General features: G+C 71.3%; 17 protein-coding genes. 9 read left to right on the forward strand and 8 right to left on the reverse strand.

Annotated features, from left to right (window positions below; all coding sequences use genetic code 11):
* Positions 1–4: 4 nt before the first annotated feature.
* Positions 5–1,198 carry an MDR family MFS transporter gene (locus tag IEY87_RS35615; RefSeq protein WP_189143236.1) on the reverse strand — a complete coding sequence of 398 codons (1,194 nt, stop codon included), beginning with the start codon at positions 1,196–1,198 and terminating at the stop codon, positions 5–7.
* Positions 1,199–1,257: 59 nt separating this feature from the next.
* Between IEY87_RS35615 and IEY87_RS35620 the strand changes: the two genes are divergently transcribed.
* Positions 1,258–2,229, forward strand: coding sequence for an ArsR/SmtB family transcription factor (locus IEY87_RS35620; protein ID WP_189143237.1), 972 nt, complete (start codon positions 1,258–1,260; stop codon positions 2,227–2,229).
* Here IEY87_RS35620 and IEY87_RS35625 read toward each other — a convergent pair.
* Together IEY87_RS35625 and IEY87_RS35630 are read right to left on the reverse strand one after the other, a co-directional pair.
* The gene (locus IEY87_RS35625) at positions 2,220–3,188 is read right to left on the reverse strand and encodes a terpene synthase family protein (RefSeq protein ID WP_225277977.1); all 969 of its coding nucleotides are present in this window, start codon (positions 3,186–3,188) and stop codon (positions 2,220–2,222) included. The two genes, IEY87_RS35620 and IEY87_RS35625, sit on opposite strands and share 10 nt — an antisense overlap.
* Positions 3,189–3,208: 20 nt before the next feature.
* The gene (locus tag IEY87_RS35630) at positions 3,209–3,754 is read right to left on the reverse strand and encodes an EF-hand domain-containing protein (RefSeq protein ID WP_189143238.1); all 546 of its coding nucleotides are present in this window, start codon (positions 3,752–3,754) and stop codon (positions 3,209–3,211) included.
* Between the two features lie 152 nt (positions 3,755–3,906).
* Here IEY87_RS35630 and glnA point away from each other — a divergent pair, with 152 nt between their 5' ends.
* Positions 3,907–5,268: a type I glutamate--ammonia ligase gene (gene glnA / locus IEY87_RS35635; RefSeq protein WP_189143385.1), complete on the forward strand. Its 1,362-nt coding sequence runs from the start codon at positions 3,907–3,909 to the stop codon at positions 5,266–5,268.
* A gap of 45 nt (positions 5,269–5,313) precedes the next feature.
* On the opposite strand, the gene IEY87_RS35640 is transcribed toward glnA, so the two are convergent.
* Together IEY87_RS35640 and IEY87_RS35645 are read right to left on the reverse strand one after the other, a co-directional pair.
* The gene (locus IEY87_RS35640; protein WP_189143239.1) at positions 5,314–6,111 is read right to left on the reverse strand and encodes a hypothetical protein; all 798 of its coding nucleotides are present in this window, start codon (positions 6,109–6,111) and stop codon (positions 5,314–5,316) included.
* A gap of 131 nt (positions 6,112–6,242) precedes the next feature.
* Positions 6,243–7,388, reverse strand: a complete 1,146-nt coding sequence (locus tag IEY87_RS35645; RefSeq protein WP_189143240.1) for an FAD-dependent oxidoreductase — start codon at positions 7,386–7,388, stop codon at positions 6,243–6,245.
* Between the two features lie 173 nt (positions 7,389–7,561).
* Here IEY87_RS35645 and IEY87_RS35650 point away from each other — a divergent pair, with 173 nt between their 5' ends.
* On the forward strand, positions 7,562–8,179 hold the full coding sequence (locus IEY87_RS35650; RefSeq protein WP_189143241.1) for a TetR/AcrR family transcriptional regulator: 618 nt from the start codon (positions 7,562–7,564) through the stop codon (positions 8,177–8,179).
* Between the two features lie 65 nt (positions 8,180–8,244).
* On the opposite strand, the gene ctaD is transcribed toward IEY87_RS35650, so the two are convergent.
* Positions 8,245–9,903: an aa3-type cytochrome oxidase subunit I gene (ctaD, locus tag IEY87_RS35655; protein WP_189143242.1), complete on the reverse strand. Its 1,659-nt coding sequence runs from the start codon at positions 9,901–9,903 to the stop codon at positions 8,245–8,247.
* Positions 9,904–10,004: 101 nt separating this feature from the next.
* Positions 10,005–10,346 carry a ferredoxin gene (gene fdxA / locus IEY87_RS35660; RefSeq protein ID WP_189143243.1) on the reverse strand — a complete coding sequence of 114 codons (342 nt, stop codon included), beginning with the start codon at positions 10,344–10,346 and terminating at the stop codon, positions 10,005–10,007.
* 75 nt (positions 10,347–10,421) lie between these two features.
* On the opposite strand from fdxA, the gene IEY87_RS35665 reads away from it, so the two are divergent.
* From IEY87_RS35665 to IEY87_RS35690, 6 genes are all read left to right on the forward strand, one after another.
* Positions 10,422–11,123 carry a helix-turn-helix transcriptional regulator gene (locus tag IEY87_RS35665; RefSeq protein WP_189143244.1) on the forward strand — a complete coding sequence of 234 codons (702 nt, stop codon included), beginning with the start codon at positions 10,422–10,424 and terminating at the stop codon, positions 11,121–11,123.
* Positions 11,124–11,397: 274 nt separating this feature from the next.
* Positions 11,398–12,114, forward strand: coding sequence for a hotdog fold domain-containing protein (locus IEY87_RS35670; RefSeq protein WP_189143245.1), 717 nt, complete (start codon positions 11,398–11,400; stop codon positions 12,112–12,114).
* A 23-nt stretch (positions 12,115–12,137) separates the two neighbouring features.
* Positions 12,138–12,878 carry a type 1 glutamine amidotransferase gene (locus IEY87_RS35675; RefSeq protein WP_189143246.1) on the forward strand — a complete coding sequence of 247 codons (741 nt, stop codon included), beginning with the start codon at positions 12,138–12,140 and terminating at the stop codon, positions 12,876–12,878.
* 41 nt (positions 12,879–12,919) lie between these two features.
* Positions 12,920–15,859, forward strand: a complete 2,940-nt coding sequence (locus IEY87_RS35680; protein WP_189143247.1) for a bifunctional [glutamine synthetase] adenylyltransferase/[glutamine synthetase]-adenylyl-L-tyrosine phosphorylase — start codon at positions 12,920–12,922, stop codon at positions 15,857–15,859.
* Positions 15,860–15,931: 72 nt separating this feature from the next.
* A complete protein-coding gene (locus tag IEY87_RS35685; RefSeq protein ID WP_189143248.1) occupies positions 15,932–16,963 on the forward strand; it encodes a hypothetical protein in 1,032 nt (343 codons plus the stop codon).
* A 34-nt stretch (positions 16,964–16,997) separates the two neighbouring features.
* A complete protein-coding gene (locus tag IEY87_RS35690) occupies positions 16,998–17,546 on the forward strand; it encodes a GNAT family N-acetyltransferase (protein WP_189143249.1) in 549 nt (182 codons plus the stop codon).
* On the opposite strand, the gene IEY87_RS35695 is transcribed toward IEY87_RS35690, so the two are convergent.
* Positions 17,504–18,412: a hypothetical protein gene (locus tag IEY87_RS35695; protein WP_189143250.1), complete on the reverse strand. Its 909-nt coding sequence runs from the start codon at positions 18,410–18,412 to the stop codon at positions 17,504–17,506. The genes IEY87_RS35690 and IEY87_RS35695 overlap by 43 nt on opposite strands.
* Positions 18,413–18,475 lie beyond the last annotated feature (63 nt).

Consider the following 18,475-nt stretch of genomic DNA (forward strand, 5'->3'; position numbering starts at 1 on the left):
TCGGTCAGCGACGCCTGATCGCCGGTCCCAGCGCCAGCATGCCCGCGGTCGCGACTAGCCCGATGCCGCCCGTGGTGAACCAGAGCGCCCGCGGGCCGCCCAACTCCAGCAGGCCGCCGCCGAGCAGCGGCGCCAGCACCGCCGCGACCGACCAGGAGAACCCGAACAGCCCCGAGTACCGCCCGCGCAGGTGCGGCGGCGCCAGCCTGGCCAGGATCGTGCCCGCGATCCCGGCGGTGACGACCTCACCCGCCGTCCACACCGCGATCGTGACAGCCAGCCAGAACGTGGTGGTGACGAAGGCCGTCAGCGCGAACCCGGCGCTCATCACCGCGATGCCCAGCGCCAGCGTCCTGACCGGGTCCCTGCGGCCCAGCCAGCCGGACGCCAGCGGTTGCACGATCACGATCAGCACCCCGTTCAGCGCCATGGCCAGGCCGAACTGCGCGGTCGTCAGGCCCACCCCCTCCGTCATCGCCATCGGCAGCGTGGTGAACGTCTGGGAGTACAGCAGCGCGTTGCCCAGGATGACCAGGGTGAAGCCGACCATCACCCGGTCGCGCAGCACCACCCCGAACCCGCCCGCCTCGCTCTTCCCCATGGGCCTGGTCTCCGGCACCGCCCGCCAGACCAGCACGGCGAACGCCACACAGCTCACCGCGTCCACCCAGAACAGCCAGAGGAACCCGGCCTGCGCCAGCCATCCGCCCGCCGTCATGCCCACCGAGTAGCCGAGGTTGATCGCCCAGAACAGCAGCCCGTACGCCCTCGGCCGCTCCTGCGGCGAGATCAGGTCGGCGACCAGCGCGTTGGAGGCGGGCCGGTAGGCGTCGGCCACCAGGCCGAGCAGGAACATCGAGGCCAGGATCGCCGGCAGCGTGGTGCTGTAGCCCAGCGCCAGCATCGCGGCGGCGGTGGCGAGCATGCCGCCGGACAGTGTCGCCCGGCGGCCGATCCGGTCGGCCAGCACCCCGGCGAGCAGCTGCGACACCAGCGAGCCCGCGCCGAAGAGCGCCATCACCAGCCCGGCGGCGGCGATCGAGAGTCCCCGGGCCTGGGTCAGGTAGACGCCGGTGAACGGCATGACCATGGTGCCCAGGCGGTTCACCAAAGTGCCGCCCCACAGAGCCCAGAAGGGGCGGGGCAGGCCGCCGAAGGAGGAGCGGAGGAAGGTCGGCTTGACGCCGGTACTTGTCACCCGCCAAGGGTCGTACGCCCCGGTTTGCCAAGCGAACGATTTAGCGCACACTAAATCCCGTGGTGGTGACCTGGGATCTGAAGTCGGAGGACGTGGCCCGCATCCGGTTCGCGTTCTCCCCGATGTGGGAGCTCGTGGCCAGCCTGCGCACGCTGCGGGACCCGGCCAGGCAGGCGATCCACCTGCCGTGGATCAAGTGCGTGCGCCCCCGCCTGGCCGGTCTCGACCTGACCGAGCTGTTCGCGCTGGTGCCCGCGACCGGCTACCTGGCCGACTTCCTCACCCCGCCGCCCGACACGCCGATGCCGGACTTCGCCGCCGAGCTCGCCCGCGTCCGGCGGACCTCGCCCGAGCGGGCCGCCGACGAGGCCGCGCGCGTCCAGGGAGCCGATCCGGCGGTCATCGAGCGGTTCAGGGCCGACCCGGCGGCCGGCGTGGCCCGGGTCGCCGACGCGCTGGCGGCCTACTGGGAGGCGTGCTTCGCCGAGTTCTGGCCGCGCGTCTACGGCCTGCTGGAGCGCGACGTGCTGCGCAGGTCACGGCAGCTCGCCCAGGGCGGCGCCCGCGAGCTGTTCGCCTCGCTCGACCCGGCCGTGCGGTGGACGGGGGAGCGGCTGCTCGTCGACCGGCCCTACTGCGCCTCGGGCGGCCTGAACGGCGACGGCCTCGTCCTGGTGCCGACCGCCTTCTACTGGCCGATGGTCGCGGTGATGACCGCGCCGTACCAGGCGATGCTCGTCTATCCGGTGCTCGGCGTCGGCACCCTCTGGCAGCAGGGGCCACCGCCCGCGCCCGGCGCGCTGGCCGCGCTCATCGGCGGCAGCAGGGCCAGGATCCTGCTCGCGCTCGCCGAGCCGAGCACCACCTCGGCGCTGGCCGGGCGGATGGCGCTCACACCCGGCGCGGTCAGCCAGCACCTCGGCGTGCTGCGCGACAGCGGGCTCACGGTCGGGATACGCGTCGGCAAACAGGTCGTCTACCGCCGCACCCCGACCGGCGACGCCCTCGCCGGCACGGCCGCTCAGCTGTAGCGGCTTGACTCCATCAGCCAGTCCAGGTGGGCGCGCGGCGCGGCCAGGTAGGCGCACGCGACCTTGCTCACGTCTCTGGCCGTACGCGGCGCGAGATCGTCCAGCGGCAGTTGCCTGGCGGCCTGCTGCATGTCACGGCAGCGCTCGGCGATCCGGTCGAGCACCCAGGACACCGCCTCCCGCTCGCTCAGCCCCAGCTCGTGCCTGGCGATCACGACGAGGTTGTGCGCGTCCCCGCGCTCCTTGGGCCGCGAGGCCACGTCGTTGCACCACGCGGTGATGTCACTGCAGGAGTTCACCAGCTCCTGCCACGGCTGCGAGCGGTGCACCCAGGCGGGCACCTCCACCCGCAGGCACGGCTCGACCAGGTCGTAGAGGTAGGGGCCCACCGTCCCCCTGCGCAGCGACGGATACTCCGCCAGGGTCGGGATCGTGCCCGACACCCGGTTGGCCGCCTCGGTGCGGCACGCGTAGTGCTGCCGCTGCAGGCTGACCGCGAACCGCCGCCGCCACTCGTCGCTCATCCGCGAGCTCGTCACCCGCCACAGATCCGCGAACGCCGCCTCCAGCGGATGGTCGCAGGCGCCCTCCAGCATCCCCTGGAACACCTCCAGCGGGCACGGCCCCTCGTCCAGCTCGTCGTCCAGATGGAACAGCCAGGTCAGCCACTGCGCGAACAGCGCCGCCGCCGCCGCGTCGAACTCGGCGAACGCCCGGCCCGCCATCCGGTGGAACCCGACCCCCTGGTCGGCCCGCAGCCCTGTCCGGCGCGCCCAGTCGATGACCGCCGCCTCGATGGCGTAGACCGCCGGATGCATCCGGCACGGCGCGGCCATCGCCGGCACCCGCTCGGTCAGCGGCAACAGCGCCAGAGCCGCCGAGCCGCCCCTGCGCGGCAACGGCAGCAGCGGCTTCCAGTGCAGCACGGACCGCAGCGCGGACCGTACGGAAGCGATCACCGTGGTGCTCCCCGCGGTAGTCACAGCGGTCCGTAAAGCCAGTTGCCGACGGCGGCGGGGTCGTCGCCGACGTAGAACTCCTCGGCGGCCAGCACCACCTCCTCCACGGTCAACACCCCCCTGCCCGTACGGTCCAGCCGGTCGAAGGCCACGTCCACGTCGTCGTAGGCGGTGCCGAACGCGGCCAGCATCGTCCGGAACTCACCCCGCCCGATCAGGCCGTCCCGATCGCCGTCGCACAGCTCCGCCACGGCCACCACGGCGGGCCGGAACACCGCGTCGTACCGGCCGCCCTCGACGAAGGCCGCCGTCATGGCCTTGCGGAAGTCCTCGCGCGACATGTCGAGGTCCGTGTCGCCGCCGAGCGTGCCGGACAGCGCCGCCCAGATCCCGTCGAAGCTGTCGACGAGGCTGCTGCCGGTGACCGACGTGGGCGACTCTCCGAAGCCCACCAGGATGCGCGCGCCCAGCCCCAGCAGGTCCTCGCGCTCCACGACCCCCCTACCGCTCGCGTCGATGTGGTCGAAGGCCCGATCCAGCTTGTGATTGAGCAGGTCGATAGCCACCAATGCCTCCCCCGAGACTGACTGCGTGATCACAGTAAGTGGGGACGGGCCCTTTGTCAGGGAGGCTCGCACCGGCACCCCCCGTAACCTGTGCGAAACACGGACACGGCATGCTGATACGAGACCAGCACCAGTCGTCACGAGGGGACGCCGTGGACCGCCAGCAGGAGTTCGTGCTCCGCACACTTGAGGAACGCGACATCCGGTTCATCCGGCTTTGGTTCACCGACGTGCTCGGTTTCCTCAAATCCGTCGCCATCGCGCCCGCCGAACTCGAAGGCGCCTTCGCCGAGGGCATGGGCTTCGACGGCTCGGCCATCGAGGGCTTCGCGCGTGTCTACGAGGCCGACATGCTCGCCAAGCCGGACCCGTCGACCTTCCAGATCCTGCCGTGGCGCAGCGAGACGCCCGGCGCCGGGCGGATCTTCTGTGACATCCTCATGCCCGACGGCTCGCCGTCGCACGCCGACCCGCGCTGGGTGCTCAAGCGCACCCTGGCCAAGTGCGCCGACATGGGGTTCACCTTCTACACCCACCCGGAGATCGAGTTCTTCCTGCTGAAGAACCGCCCGGAGGCCGGCCAGCGCCCCGAGCCGATCGACTCGGGCAGCTACTTCGACCACACGCCGCACAGCTCCGGCCACGACTTCCGGCGCCAGGCGATCATGATGCTGGAGTCGATGGGCATCTCGGTCGAGTACAGCCACCACGAGGGCGCGCCCGGCCAGCAGGAGATCGACCTGCGCTACGCCGACGCGCTCACCACCGCCGACAACATCATGACCTTCCGCCTGGTCATGAAGGAGGTCGCGCTGGAGCAGGGCGTCTGGGCGTCCTTCATGCCCAAGCCCTTCACCGAGCACCCCGGCTCCGGCATGCACACGCACATGTCGCTGTTCGAGGGTGACCGTAACGCCTTCTACGAGGCCGGCGCCGACTACCAGCTCTCCAAGATCGGCCGCTCGTTCATCGCGGGCCTGCTGCGGCACGCCGCCGAGATCACCGCGATCACCAACCAGTGGGTCAACTCCTACAAGCGGCTGTGGGGCGGCGCCGAGGCGATCGCCGGCCAGGGCGGCGAGGCCCCCTCCTACGTGTGCTGGGGCCACAACAACCGCTCGGCCCTGGTCCGGGTGCCGATGTACAAGCCGCACAAGGGCGGCTCGACCCGCATCGAGTTCCGCTCCCTCGACTCGGCCTGCAACCCCTACCTCGCCTTCGCGCTCATCCTGGCGGCCGGCCTCAAGGGCATCGAGGAGGGCTACGAGCTCCCGCCGGCCGCCGAGGACAACGTCTGGAAGCTGACCAGCGCCGAGCGCCGCGCCCTCGGCATCCGGCCGCTGCCGCAGTCGCTCGACGACGCGATCGCGGTCATGGAGCAGAGCGAGCTCGTGGCCGAGACGCTGGGCGAGCACGTCTTCGACTTCTTCCTGCGCAACAAGCGCTCGGAGTGGAACGACTACCGCCGCCAGGTCACCGAGTTCGAGCTGGGCCGCTACCTGCCGGTGCTGTAAGGCCAGGTCAGCGGCGAGGTCCGTACGAAGCCCTGGAAGGCCAGGTCAGCGGCGGGGTTCGTACGAATCTGTCGGGTCGACGATCACGGCGGGCAGGCGCAGGAGGCCCCTGCGGGGGTGCGGCTCCTCCGCTGGCGGCGCGGTGTCGGCGCTCACCTCGGGGAGGCTCCGGCTCTGCTCGGGAGAGGGCGAGCCGGCAGGCTCGGGCGTGGTCACCGCCGTAGGCGGTGAGGCGGGTTCGCCGGCCGGTGTCTGCGTGGGGGGCGGCGTCGGGGTGGGGCTTGGGGAGGTTGCCGGGCTCGGGTCCGCGGCCGAAGCCGTGGCCGATGGTGTCGGTGGCGCCTGGGGGGCGGGCTCGGCGTGCTTGTCTCGCTGAACCGGTGGTCTGTCGCGCTCTGCCTTCTTCCGGGGTGTGCCGGTGATCTGGTCGGCCACGGTCTGGCCGGCCAGGCTCTGGTAGGCCAGGATGCTGCCCATGCTGACGGCGAACACCAGCGCGGCCGCGGCGGCCACCCTGGCCCAGGGCAGCTTCCTGCGTGGCGATGGTTCTGCCGCGAGTTCCGCCGCGACGAGGAGCGTGGACGGCCCGCCGTCCGCCACGTCCGCCGCGGCGTGCTCGCGCCAGGCGGCCACCGTGTGCCGCTTGACCTTCTCGCCGGTACGCCTCAGGTAGTGCGTGTAGACGGCGCTGCCCACCGTGGTGGCGGCGCTCACGAGGGCGGCGCCGATCACGGTGCCCGTCACCCCGAGGTAGGAAGCCGCGACCGCGGCGGTCACCGCGGCCAGGGTGCTTCCCACGATCTGCGGCCCGGTCAGTTCGAACTTCCGCTGCTCGCCGCCCATGTCCTCGATCAGTCCCCGTCTGGGCCGCCTAGCCAAGAGGTGTTATAGCTGGGTTGATTGGCCCGAGTCTAGATTCGTCACCCCGCGTCGATCCGGCAGGCGCACCCGGACCAGGCCGGACCTTTGCCTTTTCAGGGCTGGGCCGGACCGGGCCGCCCCTCGCCGGGGCCGGGCACGGCCAGCAGGGACTCGGCGGCGCCTTCGAGCATCCGGGCTGTTTCGATGGAGCGTGGGAGCATCGTTTTCTCGTAGTCGCGTACGGCGTCGTCGATGGTGGCGGAGCGGACGAGTGCGAGCGCGAGTTCACTGGCGTCGAGCATGGCGAGGTTGACGCCGACGCCCAGCGGGGGCATGAGGTGTGCGGCATCCCCGAGGAGCGTCGCGCTGGGCGAGTGCTCCCATGTGTGCGGTACCGGCAGGGCGAGGATCGGGCGGTCGACGTAGGCGCCGTCGTTGTCGGTGATCATCCGGAGCGTCCGGGGTGACCAGGCGGCGTACTCGCCGAGGAGATGGGCGCGGATGCCCTCGGTGTCGTCGGGGCGAAGCCCCTTCGCCGCGAGCCAGTCCATGGGGACGCGCCGCATGATGTAGACGCGCATGTGGCCGCCGCTGTTGCGCTGCGCGAAGAGGCCACGCTCCCCGTCGGCGGCGTGGGCGCTGCCTTTCCCGACCAGTTCGGAGAGCTCGGGGTGCGCGATCTCCATGTCGTCGAACCATGCCTCGAGAAAGCTGACTCCTGTGTACAGCGGTGTGGCGGGTGACACGGCGGTGCGGACGCGGGAGAAGGCGCCGTCCGCACCGATCACGAGATCGGCCTCGACGGCCGTCCCGTCGATGAACGTCAACGTTCGCGGTCCGTCGGCCGGTCCGCTCACCGACTCGAGAGTGCGCCCCCACTGAACCGTTCCCGCGGCGAGTGAGCCCAGCAGGAGATCGCGCAGTTGTCCGCGGTCGATCTCGGGGCTGTCCTTGTCGCCCACGTCGGGCACATGGTGGGCATGGACGCTCCCCGCCGGGTCCATCTGGCGCATTTCCTGCCCCTCGAACCTGGCGAGCGCGAAGAACTCCTCCAGCAGGCCCGCCTCACGGAGTGCGAGCTGGCCATCGTCTTCGTGCAGGTCCAGCGAGCCTCCCTGGTCACGGGAGCTTCCATCCGGATCGCGGTCGTACACCGTCACCGGTATGCCGTGCCGTTGCAGGATGCGGGCGCAGGTGAGGCCCCCGGGGCCGGCGCCGATGATGCTGATCCGCGCGTTCGCGGGCGTCGGAGAGTTCACGGTGGATTCCTTTCGTCGGTCGGGGTGCCCGGCGACGCCACGGCGCGGCGATGATCCGGTGCCGCTATCCCATGGAGCGGCAACCCCCGTGGAGACCAGCAAAGCAGAAACGAGTTAATAAGTGCAACCGTTCCACTTTCTGTCTTGTTCCAGTCATGGGGTACGATGACGTCATGCCAGACTCTCCGGCCGTCGGCCGTCGCGAACGCAAGAAGGCCGCGACGAGGCAGGCCATCGCGGACGCGGCCCTGGAGCTCTTCATGGAGCACGGTTTCGAACGCGCGAGCGTCCGCGACATCGCCGAAAGGGCCGACGTCTCGACGACGACCCTTTTCGCGCACTTCCCGAGCAAGGAAGCGCTGGTCTTCGACCGCGAGGAGGACACCGAGGCGAGGCTGGTCGCCGCCGTCCGCGACCGGCCCGCAGGTCAAGGCGTGGTCGAGGCGCTTCGCGCCCACGCGCTGGAGTCCTGGGTATCGATCGCGTCGGATCCGCGCTATCAGCGGTTCACCGCACTGGTGGATCAGACGCCCGCGCTCCGCACGTACGCCGAGCGGATGTGGATGCGGCATGCGTCCGCCCTCGGCGCCGTGATCGCGGAAGAGCTCGGCCGGGAGGCGGACGACGTCGCCTGCTCGGCGCTCGCACGGTTCGTCCTGCAGGTCCCGACGCTGGCCGAGGGCCGACCCGATCGGCGCGCGGCCGTGGAGACGGTGTTCGACCTGCTGATCCACGGTTGGCAGTCGTCACAGCTCGGTTCCGGAGATGCGACCCCGAGGGTGCCGGGGTGACACCCTCGGCAGGTGGCGCACCCCCATGATCGCTTCCCGCGCACCAAGCGCTCCGCGTGCGGCGACTACCGCGTTGGAGCTGGGTCGCTGCCTTCTTGTTCCCTGACGGGCTCGCTCTCGTGCGGATGGTGCAGGTCGAAGGCGGGGCGTTCGGAGCGGATGGGCGGCATGGACGTGAAGTTGTGCCGGGGCGGCGGGCACGAGGTCGCCCACTCCAGGGAGTTGCCGAACCCCCAGGGGTCGTCCTCCAGGACGAGGCGCGGGCGGCGTGCCGTCCGCCAGACGTTGTAGAGGAAGGGCAGCGTGGAGGCGCCGAGCAGGAACGCCCCCACGGACGAGATCTGGTTGAGCGTGGTGAAGCCGTCGGTGGCGCTGTAGTCGGCGTAACGCCTGGGCATGCCGAGCGCGCCGAGCCAGTGCTGGATCAGGAAGGTCGCGTGGAAGCCGGCGAACAGGGTCCAGAAGTGGATCTTGCCCAGGCGGTCGTCGAGCATCCGGCCGGTCATCTTCGGCCACCAGAAGTAGAAGCCGGCGAACATCGCGAACACCACGGTCCCGAACACGACGTAGTGGAAGTGGGCCACCACGAAGTAGGTGTCAGTGACGTGGAAGTCGAGCGGCGGCGAGGCCAGGATCACCCCGGTCAGCCCGCCGAGCAGGAACGTGATGAGGAAGCCGATCGTGAACAGCATCGGCGTCTCGAAGCTGAGATGGCCACGCCACATCGTGCCGATCCAGTTGAAGAACTTCACCCCGGTCGGCACCGCGATGAGGAAGCTCATGAACGAGAAGAACGGCAGCAGCACCTGCCCGGTGGGGAACATGTGGTGCGCCCACACCGTCATCGACAGCCCGGCGATGGCCATCGTGGCGCCCACCAGGCCGATGTAGCCGAACAGCGGCTTGCGGCTGAAGACCGGGATGATCTCGGTGATGATGCCGAAGAACGGCAGCGCGATGATGTAGACCTCGGGGTGGCCGAAGAACCAGAACAGGTGCTGCCACAGCATCGCGCCGCCGGTGGCCGGGTCGTAGATCTGCGTGCCGAACTTCCTGTCGGCTTCCAGAGCCAGCAGGGCGGCGGCGAGCACCGGGAAGGCGATCAGCACCATCATCGACGTGAGCAGCACGTTCCAGGTGAAGATCGGCATCCGGAACATGGTCATGCCGGGCGCGCGCAGGCACACGATCGTGGTGATGAAGTTGACGGCGCCGAGGATCGTGCCGAGACCCGCCAAGGTCAGTCCCATGATCCACAGATCGCCGCCGATGCCCGGCGAGTAGGCGGCCGTGGACAGCGGCGTGTAACCGAACCAGCCGAAGGCCGCCGCGCCGCCGGGCGTGACGAACCCGCTGACGGCGATCAGCCCGCCGAACAGGAACAGCCAGTAGCTGACCATGTTGAGCCGGGGGAAGGCCACATCGGGCGCGCCGATCTGCAGGGGCATGATCACGTTGGCGAACCCGGCGAACAGCGGTGTGGCGAACAGCAGCAGCATGATCGTGCCGTGCATGGTGAACAGCTGGTTGTACTGCTCGGCGGCGACGAGTTGCAGCCCCGGCTCGGTCAGCTCGGCCCGGATCACCATGGCCATGACGCCGCCGAGCAGGAAGAAGCCGAACGAGGTGATCAAGTAGAGGTAGCCGACGACCTTGTGATCCGTCGTCGACAGCCAGCGGACCAGTAACCGTCCCTGCGGGCGGCCGTCGGAGGGGGAAGTCATGCGGATCACCTTTCGAGTCGGCGGGTGACCAGCGCCCGTCATCGGTTCGGCGCCGGGCCGCTACGCCCGGCTGGTGGCGTACCGGCCGGTACGCGCTCGCCTCAGGTCCCGCTCGGATACGCGGCGACGAGCGGGGTGTCCACTCCCAGCCGGCCGAGCTTCGCCGCCCCGCCGGGCGAGTTCAGCGGTGCGGTGGCACCGGGCAGCGGCTCGCTGAAGAACCGGGCGTTGTCGGCGGTGAACTTCGCCCACGATTCCCGCAGGTCGTCCTCGTAGTAGATCGCCTCGACCGGGCAGACCGGCTCGCACGCGCCGCAGTCCACGCACTCGTCCGGGTGGATGTACAGCGCCCGCGCGCCCTCGTAGATGCAGTCGACCGGGCATTCCTCCACGCAGGCCCGGTCGAGGACATCGATGCAGGGCTCCGCGATCACATAGGTCATGTCGGCCTCCTCTTCGCCGGGTACCGCACCCGCGGGTTTTTAGACTATCAGCGTCATTTTTAATAGGCTGAGCGGGTGGACGACAACCAAGCGGGCCGGCGCACTCAGCCGCACGAGGCGCTCGCCGTCGCCAGCCGGCTGCGGCTGCTGGACGCGTTGCGGGCCGGCGACGAGCCGATGGACGTACGTGAACTGGCCGCGGCGTGCGGCCTGCACGTCACCACGGTCCGGTTCCACCTCGACGTCCTCACCGACGCGGGCCTGGTGCACAGCCGGCCCGGCCGGTCCGGTGGGCGAGGGCGGCCGCGACGGCTCTACACCCCGGCCGGCCGGCCCGCCGCGTCCGGCGGGCACGCCGGCTACGAGCTGCTGTCCGCGCTCCTGGCCGCGCACTGGGCCGGTGACACGGACGAACGCGCGCGGCGGGCCGAAGAGGCGGGCTGGGCCTGGGGCGCCGGGCGCGATTCCGGGACCGGGCCGCCCGTCGTCGCGGCGACGCGGGCCGAGGCGGCGAGGCAGGTGAACGGGGTGTTCGCCGAGCTCGGCTTCGACTCCGAGCTCGCCCACGACGGGGACGACGCGCAGATCCGCCTGCACACCTGTCCGTTTCGCACCGTCGCCGCGACGTACCCCGAGGTGGTCTGCTCGATCCATCTCGGCCTGCTCCGGCGGGTCCTGGCCGACATGGACGCGCCGCCCTCGGACGTCACGTTGCGGCCGTTCGTCGAGCCTCATCTGTGCCTCGCCGAGATCACCCCGACGGGCCGCACAACGTGACCCTGATCACTTTGTGATGGAAGTCACCTGGTGGCAACTTCGGCCCCGTATCTTTTACCGATCACCCGGATCTGCCGAGGTTCCGGGGGTCACAGGGCGTGTGGAGCGTTCCTGGCGTCGGAGGGTCTGACGGGAAGCTTTAGGCGGCTTCGTCGCGTTATGTCGTAGGTCGGGGCCCCCGGCGCTGACTGATCAACCGATCCGATAAAATCGGTCCATTCAAATTAATATTTCCGGACTTTACGCCTCTCGCGGCGTTATAGGAGGGTGTGGCATGACGACGGCTGCCCTGCAGACCGTGTTGACCGTTCCCAAGCGGTTCCGGGGACCGGTAGGAGTCGCCAACGGCGGCTGGCTGGCCGGCACCCTCGCGGACGCTCTCACTGGCAAACGATCAGCGGTCGAGGTCACGCTGCACGCGCCCACGCCCCTGGAGAGCGAACTACGCCTGGAGCACGTCGCCAACACCGTGGCCCTCTACGACGGCCAGAAGCTGCTGGTGGAGGCCATCCCGGTGGCCGAGGAGGTGGCGCCGCCCCCGTTCGTGACCTTCAACGACGCGGCCCAGGCCGAGGCCGGCTTCGCCGGTCACCACGGGCACTCCTTCCCTGAATGCTTCGCCTGCGGGCTGCGCGACCCGGGCGACGGGCTGCGGATCTTCCCCGGTCCCGTGGAGGGCGACGGCAGCCTGGTCGCCGCCGGCTGGCGGGTGCCGCTCGCCGCGGCCGACGAGGAAGGGGTGCCCGCCTCGATCGTGGGCGCCGCGCTCGACTGCGTCACCGGCTGGGCGCACTTCGGCCCGGGGGAGTCGGCCCTGCTCGGCAGGCTCGCCCTGGAGTTCCACCGCGAGGTGATCCCGGGCGGCGTCTACTCCATCGTCGGCCAGGCCACCGGCCGCGAGGGACGCAAGCTGTTCAGCCGGAGCGCCGTGTACGAGGTGGACGGCAGTCTGGTGGCCGCCGCCCGGGCCACCTGGATCGCTCCACGCTGACCGATCAGGCACAATCCTCAAATATGCGCATCACTGTCATCGAGCATGAGGCCGAGGCCGGGCTCGGCCACCTCGGCGGCTGGCTCGGCCTGCCGTGTGACGTCGTCCGGCCGTACCTGGGGGAGGAGATCCCCGAGCGGGCGCGGGACGGGCTGATCGTGCTCGGCGGCGAGGCCGCCGCGTGGGAGGACGAGCGTTTCCCGTGGCAGCCCGCCACCCGCGATCTGCTGCGCCGCAGCGTGGACGACGGCACGCCGACGCTCGCCATCTGCCTGGGCGCGCAGCTCATGACCATGGCCTGCGGCGGCACGGTCGAGCGGGGCGGCGCGGGGCTGGAGGTGGGCGCGTGTGAGGTGACCGCGCTGCCCGCCGCCGCGTCCGACCCGCTGCTGTCGGGCGTCGGCACCGCCGTCGCCGTGCAGTATCACCGCGACGCGATCACCCGGCTGCCCGACGGCGCGGTGCCGCTGCTGACCGGAACCCGCTACCCCCACCAGGCCTATCGGCTCGGCCGGGCGGCCTGGGCGGTGCAGTTCCACCCGGAGGCGACCCCGGAGATCTTCGCCGCGTGGACGTCCGGCTCGGGCCTCGCCGATGAGCGGGAGCTCAACGACGCTGTACGGACCGCCGCCGCCGAGATGGCGGCCACCTGGCGCCCGATGACCGAGGCCTTCGCCCGGATCGTCACGGAAGGGGCGCGGACCGCAGACTCCGATGTCGCCCGGATCGTGCAGGAGACGGCGCGGACAGCAGACCCCGTCTGACCGGCGGGTGCCACGAGCCGGGGGGCTGACAAGATGGAGAGGTGCCCAGGATCGAGTCCACCGCAGCCCGCCTCGCCCGACTCGGATTCGCCGACGCGGCCGGCGCTGCCCGGCTGGTCGAGCAGGCGGAGGTCGACCTCGACGGCCTGCTCGAATCGCTGGTCGCGGTGCCCGATCCGGCGCTGGCGCTGACCTCGCTGACCCGGCTGGCCGAGCGGGAGCCCGCCGCCCTCGACCGGCTGCGCGCCGACGAGGGCCTCAGGGCGCGGGTGCTCGCCGTGCTCGGCGTGAGCGCCGCCCTGGGCGACCATCTCGTCCGCCATCCCGGCCAGCTGGAGCTGCTGGCCGTACCCACCCTGGTGGAGCACCGGGCGGCGCTGCTGCGCGCGGTCGGCGCCGAGCCGGACGCGGCCGAGCCGCGCGCGTCCGCCGCCGATCCGCTGGTCGCGCTGCGGGTCGCCTACCGGGGGCGGCTGGCGCACGTGGCCGCCCGCGACCTCACCGGGCAGGCCACGCTGCCCGAGGTCACCGCCGAGCTGTCCGACCTCGCGGGCGCGGCCCTGGAGGCGGCGCTGGCCATCGCGCGGGCGGAGGTGGACGACGACGAGGTACGCCTCGCGGTCGTCGGGATGGGCAAGTGCGGCGCCCGGGAGCTCAACTACATCAGCGACGTCGACGTGATCTTCGTGGCCGAGCCGCGCGACGGCGCGGACGAGACCAAGGCGCTGCGCACCGCCACCCGGCTGGCCCAGGCCATGATGCGGGCCTGTACGGTCGCCACCCCCGAAGGGTCGCTGTGGGAGGTGGACGCCGGGCTGCGGCCCGAGGGCCGGTCCGGGCCGCTGGTGCGCACGCTGGCCAGCCACCTGGCCTACTACCGGCGCTGGGCCAAGACCTGGGAGTTCCAGGCGCTGCTCAAGGCCCGGCCGGTGGCGGGTGACCTGGAGCTGGGCGCCGCCTACGTCGAGGAGGTCAACGAGCTCGTCTGGTCGGCCGCCACCCGCGACAACTTCGTCGAAGACGTGCAGGCGATGCGCCGCCGGGTCGAGGCGCACGTACGGTCGGAGGGGGAGCGGCAGATCAAGCTGGGGCCCGGCGGGCTGCGCGACATCGAGTTCGCGGTGCAGCTGCTGCAGCTCGTGCACGGGCGGCTCGATCCGCTGCTGCGCCGCCGGGCGACGCTGCCCGCGCTGGCCGCCCTGTCCCGTGGCGGCTATGTCGCCCGGGACGACTCGCGTGGCCTGGCCGAGGCCTACTCCTTCCTGCGACAGGTCGAGCACCTGCTGCAACTGCACCGGATGCGCCGTACCCACGTGCTGCCCACCGACGCCGACGACCTGCGCAGGCTGGGCCGGGCGCTGGGCATGCAGGTGGATCCGGTGGGGGAGTTCACCACGCGGTGGCGGCGGCACGCGAACGAGGCGCGGCGGCTGCACGAGAAGCTGTTCTACCGGCCGCTGCTGCAGGCGGTGGCCCGGCTGCCCGACAGCGAGGCCCGGCTGTCCACGGCGGCCGCCGCCGCCCGGCTGCGCGCGCTCGGCTACGTCGACCCGGACGGCGCGCTGCGGCACATCGCCGCCCTGTCCGCCGGGGTGTCCAGGCGCGCCTCCATCCAGCGGACCCTGCTGCCGGTCATGCTCGGCTGGTTCGCCGACACGCCGGACCCGGACGCGGGGCTGCTCGGTTTCCGCCAGGTCAGCGACAAGCTCGGCGCCACGCCGTGGTATCTGCGGCTGCTGCGCGACGAGACCGCGGTGGCGGCGCGGATGGCCCGCGTGCTGGGCACCAGCCGGTACGCCACCGGGCTGCTCACCAACGCGCCGGAGGCCGTCGGGCTGCTGGGCAGTGACCAGGAGCTGGCCGTACGATCGCCGGAGGCCCTGTTCGGCGAGGCGTCGGCCGCGGTGTCCCGGCATGGCGACGACACCGAGACGGCGGTGGCCGCGGTACGGGCGCTGCGGCGGCGGGAGCTGTTCCGGATCGCCGTAGCCGATATTTCCGGACTTATCGACATAGAGCGGGTCGGGGTGGCCCTGTCGTCGCTCAACGACGTGACGATCCAGGCCGCGCTCGACGCCGCCATCGGCAAGGTCTCGGCCGAAAGCCGCGGGCCCCTGCCCACCCGGTTCGCGGTCATCGCCATGGGCCGGCTGGGCGGCATGGAGTCCTCCTACGCCAGCGACGCTGACGTCATGTTCGTGCACCACCCGCTGCCGGACGCGGCCGAGCGCGACGCCTCCGACGCGGCCTTCGCCGTCGCCAACGAGCTGCGCCGGCTGCTGGCCCTGCCTGCTCCCGACCCGCCGCTGCTCATCGACCCCGACCTGCGCCCCGAGGGCAGACAGGGCCCGCTGGTGCGCACCCTGGCCTCCTACCGCGCCTACTACGCCCGCTGGTCCTCGCCGTGGGAGGCGCAGGCCCTGCTGCGCGCCCGTTTCTCCGCCGGGGACGCCGAGCTCGGCGCGGCCTTCCTCGCCGGGATCGACGAGCTGCGCTACCCGGCCGGCGGCGTCACCGACGGCGCCCTGCGCGAGATCAGGCGGCTCAAAGCGCGCATGGAGGCCGAACGGCTGCCTCGCGGCGCCGACCCCGCGCTGCACACCAAGCTCGGCCCCGGCGGGCTGTCGGACGTCGAGTGGGTGGCCCAGCTCCTGCAGCTCCGCCACGCCGGTACGACGCCCTCCCTGCGCACCACCCGCACCCTGGAGGCGCTGCGCGCCGCCACCGCCCACGAGCTGCTCGACGCCGGCGACGCCGACGAGCTGTCCCGGGCCTGGCGCTTCGCCTCCCGGATCAGGGACGCGATCATGCTGGTCAAGGGGCGGCCAGGGGACAGCGTGCCCGCCGACGCCCGCGAACGCAACCTGATCGCGCAGACCCTCGGCTACCCGCCCGACGGCTCGGAGGACTTCCGCGACGACTACCGCCGCGTCACCCGCCGCGCCCGGCACGTCGTGGACCGCGTCTTCTACGGTGCCTGACTTGTAGGAAATGTCACCGATCGGCTGCGCAGGGTGCTCTTGGGGGTGTATCAAGGCGCGGGGTGATCACACTTGTTATCCACGTACATCGATCTCGCGCTTGGCCTGATCCTGCTGTTCCTGCTGCTGTCGCTGCTGGTCAGCGGCCTGAACGAGGCTGTCGTGCGGATGCTGTCCATCCGCAGCAAGTTCCTGTGGGCCTACCTGCGCGACACGCTCGACGGCAGCGACGCGCAGGGGAAGTCATGGCTGCCGTCGAAGATCCGCGAGGTGTTCGGCTCGCTGCCGTTCCTGCGCGACCCGCGCCCGGCGCACGACTCCCGGCCCGCGCCCAGCGAGTCGTCCGAGATGCCGGCGCAGGAGGACAAGGCCCAGGACGCGATGACGGTCCTGCTGTACGAGCGGGTGCGGGAGATCGACCACCCGAAGCGGGGCCGTACCAGCATCGCCGACCTGCCGCCCGAGAGGTTCTCCGTCGCCATGATGGAGATGGCCGCCCGCGAGCCCGGCGGCGTCGAAGGCTTGCTGGAGAAGCTCAAAGCCATGAACAGCCCCCTGTACGGCCACCTCAAGGGCGTGTGGGAGACGGCGCAGCGCGACCTGGACCGGTTCCGGCAGGGCGTCGAGGGGTGGTTCGACAGCGAGATGCAGCGGCTGTCGATGCTCTACCGGCGCTACGTCAGGTGGGTGGTCGCCGCCCTGGCGCTCCTGGTGACGCTGCTGTTCACCATGGACGGGCTCGAATACACCAAGACGTTGCTGCGGGACAACGGCTTCCGCGCCTCGGTCACGGCCGTCGCCTCCGCTCCGGGTGCGTACGACGAGCTCAAGGCGCGCTGCGCGCAGGCCGACCCCGTGCCGTGCATCACCGAGACGCTCAGCCAGCCCGCCCTGCTCACGATGCTCGACCAGGGAATCGTCCGCATCGCCCTGCCCGCGGAAGGCGACCCGTCGATCACCTGGAACGGCGGCGCCTGGTGGGACCGGCTCACCACGCCGAGCCACTGGCCCGGCTTCCTGCTGACGTACGTGGCCCTGCTGTTCGGCGCCCCCTTCTGGTGGGACCTGTTCCGCCGCCTCACCGGCATCCGCTCCCGCCGGTAGCCCGGACGGGGGTCGATCCGTTAGCGTGCGTCGGATGGACACCGATCGGTTGATCATGCGCAGGTGGCGGGAGAGCGACCGGGAGCCGTTCGCGGCGATGAACGCCGACCCTGAGGTGATGGAGCACTTCCCCAGCCCGCTGACCAGGGCGGAGAGCGACGCGTTCGTCGACAAGATCGAGTGGGGTTTCGGCGAGTACGGCTTCAGCCTGTGGGCGCTGGAGGTACGCGAGACCGGCGACTTCATCGGGTTCGCCGGCTTGATCCTGCAGACGTTCGAGGCGCCGTTCACGCCGGCGGTGGAGGTCGGCTGGCGCCTGGCCAGGCACGCCTGGGGACACGGCTACGCGAGCGAGGCCGGCGCGCGGGCTCTGGAGTACGGCTTCACCGAGGCGGGCCTGGAGGAGATCGTCTCCATGACCGCCGTCCGCAACGTCCGCTCCCGCGCGGTGATGGAACGCCTGGGCATGACCCGCGACCCTGCCGACGACTTCGCCCACTCCCGCCTCCCAGAAGCCCACCCCCTACGCCCCCACGTCCTCTACCGCCTCAGGCGCGACCGCTTCTCGACGCCGCTCCGGTAGACCAGCCAGGAGCGGCCCACCTCGGCGGCGCGGGTCCGGGCCGCCCGCGTCTCCTCCGGGCCGTGCATCGCCTGGTGCATCCGAAGCAGGGTCCACAGCGCGGCCAGCGCCGCCACCGCGTCAGGCCGCGCGGCACGCCAGGCGGGCACCCCGGACAGCAAGAGGTCCGCTTGGGCCGGACTGTGTCCGGCCGCGACGAGGCGAGGCGCGAACAGGGCGCAGTCGATCCACGCGGCCCCTCGTACGGCGAATGACCAGTTCAGGACGTGCACCCGACCTGCGGAGATGAGCAGATCGCCCGCGTTCAGGTCATAATGCAGCATCGTGTCGCCCCGCAGTCGCTCCAGGGAGAAACCTCTCAGCGCCGCCTCGAACAGGTCCCTGTCGGCGAGCCGGCCGGTGTCGAGGAGGTGGCGGGCCTTCGCCTGGAGCGCTTCCATGTTGAACGTGACGGGCAGCGCGCCGTTCGGGCCGGGCGTCAGCAGCCTGCCCAGCAGGTCCAGCGTGTCCAGCACGGCGGGCAGGTCCGGCGAGCCGGGCGACAGGTCCACCCGACGGGCGTCATCGACGTACTCGAACAGCATCATGTGCCACCCGTCGGCCGAGCCGCGCCACAGCATGCGCGGCGAAGGCACCTGCTCGGGCAGCGCCCGGTTCGCCCACTCCTCCCGTAGGTGCAGGGTCGCGGCGCCGCTGATGGACGGAGTCGCCTTGACGAACACGCTGCCGGTCTCGGTGTACAGCCGGGCGGCGACACCCGGCCTGCCGCCGTCGGCCGCCGTCTCGGCCTTAGGCACCGGGCCACACCGCTCCTGTACGGCGTCGCGGATGCTCTCGGGGAGATCTTCCCAGCTCGGACGGGTCATCGCTGGGCCTCCCTGTGGTGCTGGGTCGTCCGTGCTTCCGAGGTAGAGCGAGATCACATGCAC

Source organism: Nonomuraea glycinis, assembly GCF_014646515.1.
GTDB lineage: Bacteria > Actinomycetota > Actinomycetes > Streptosporangiales > Streptosporangiaceae > Nonomuraea > Nonomuraea glycinis.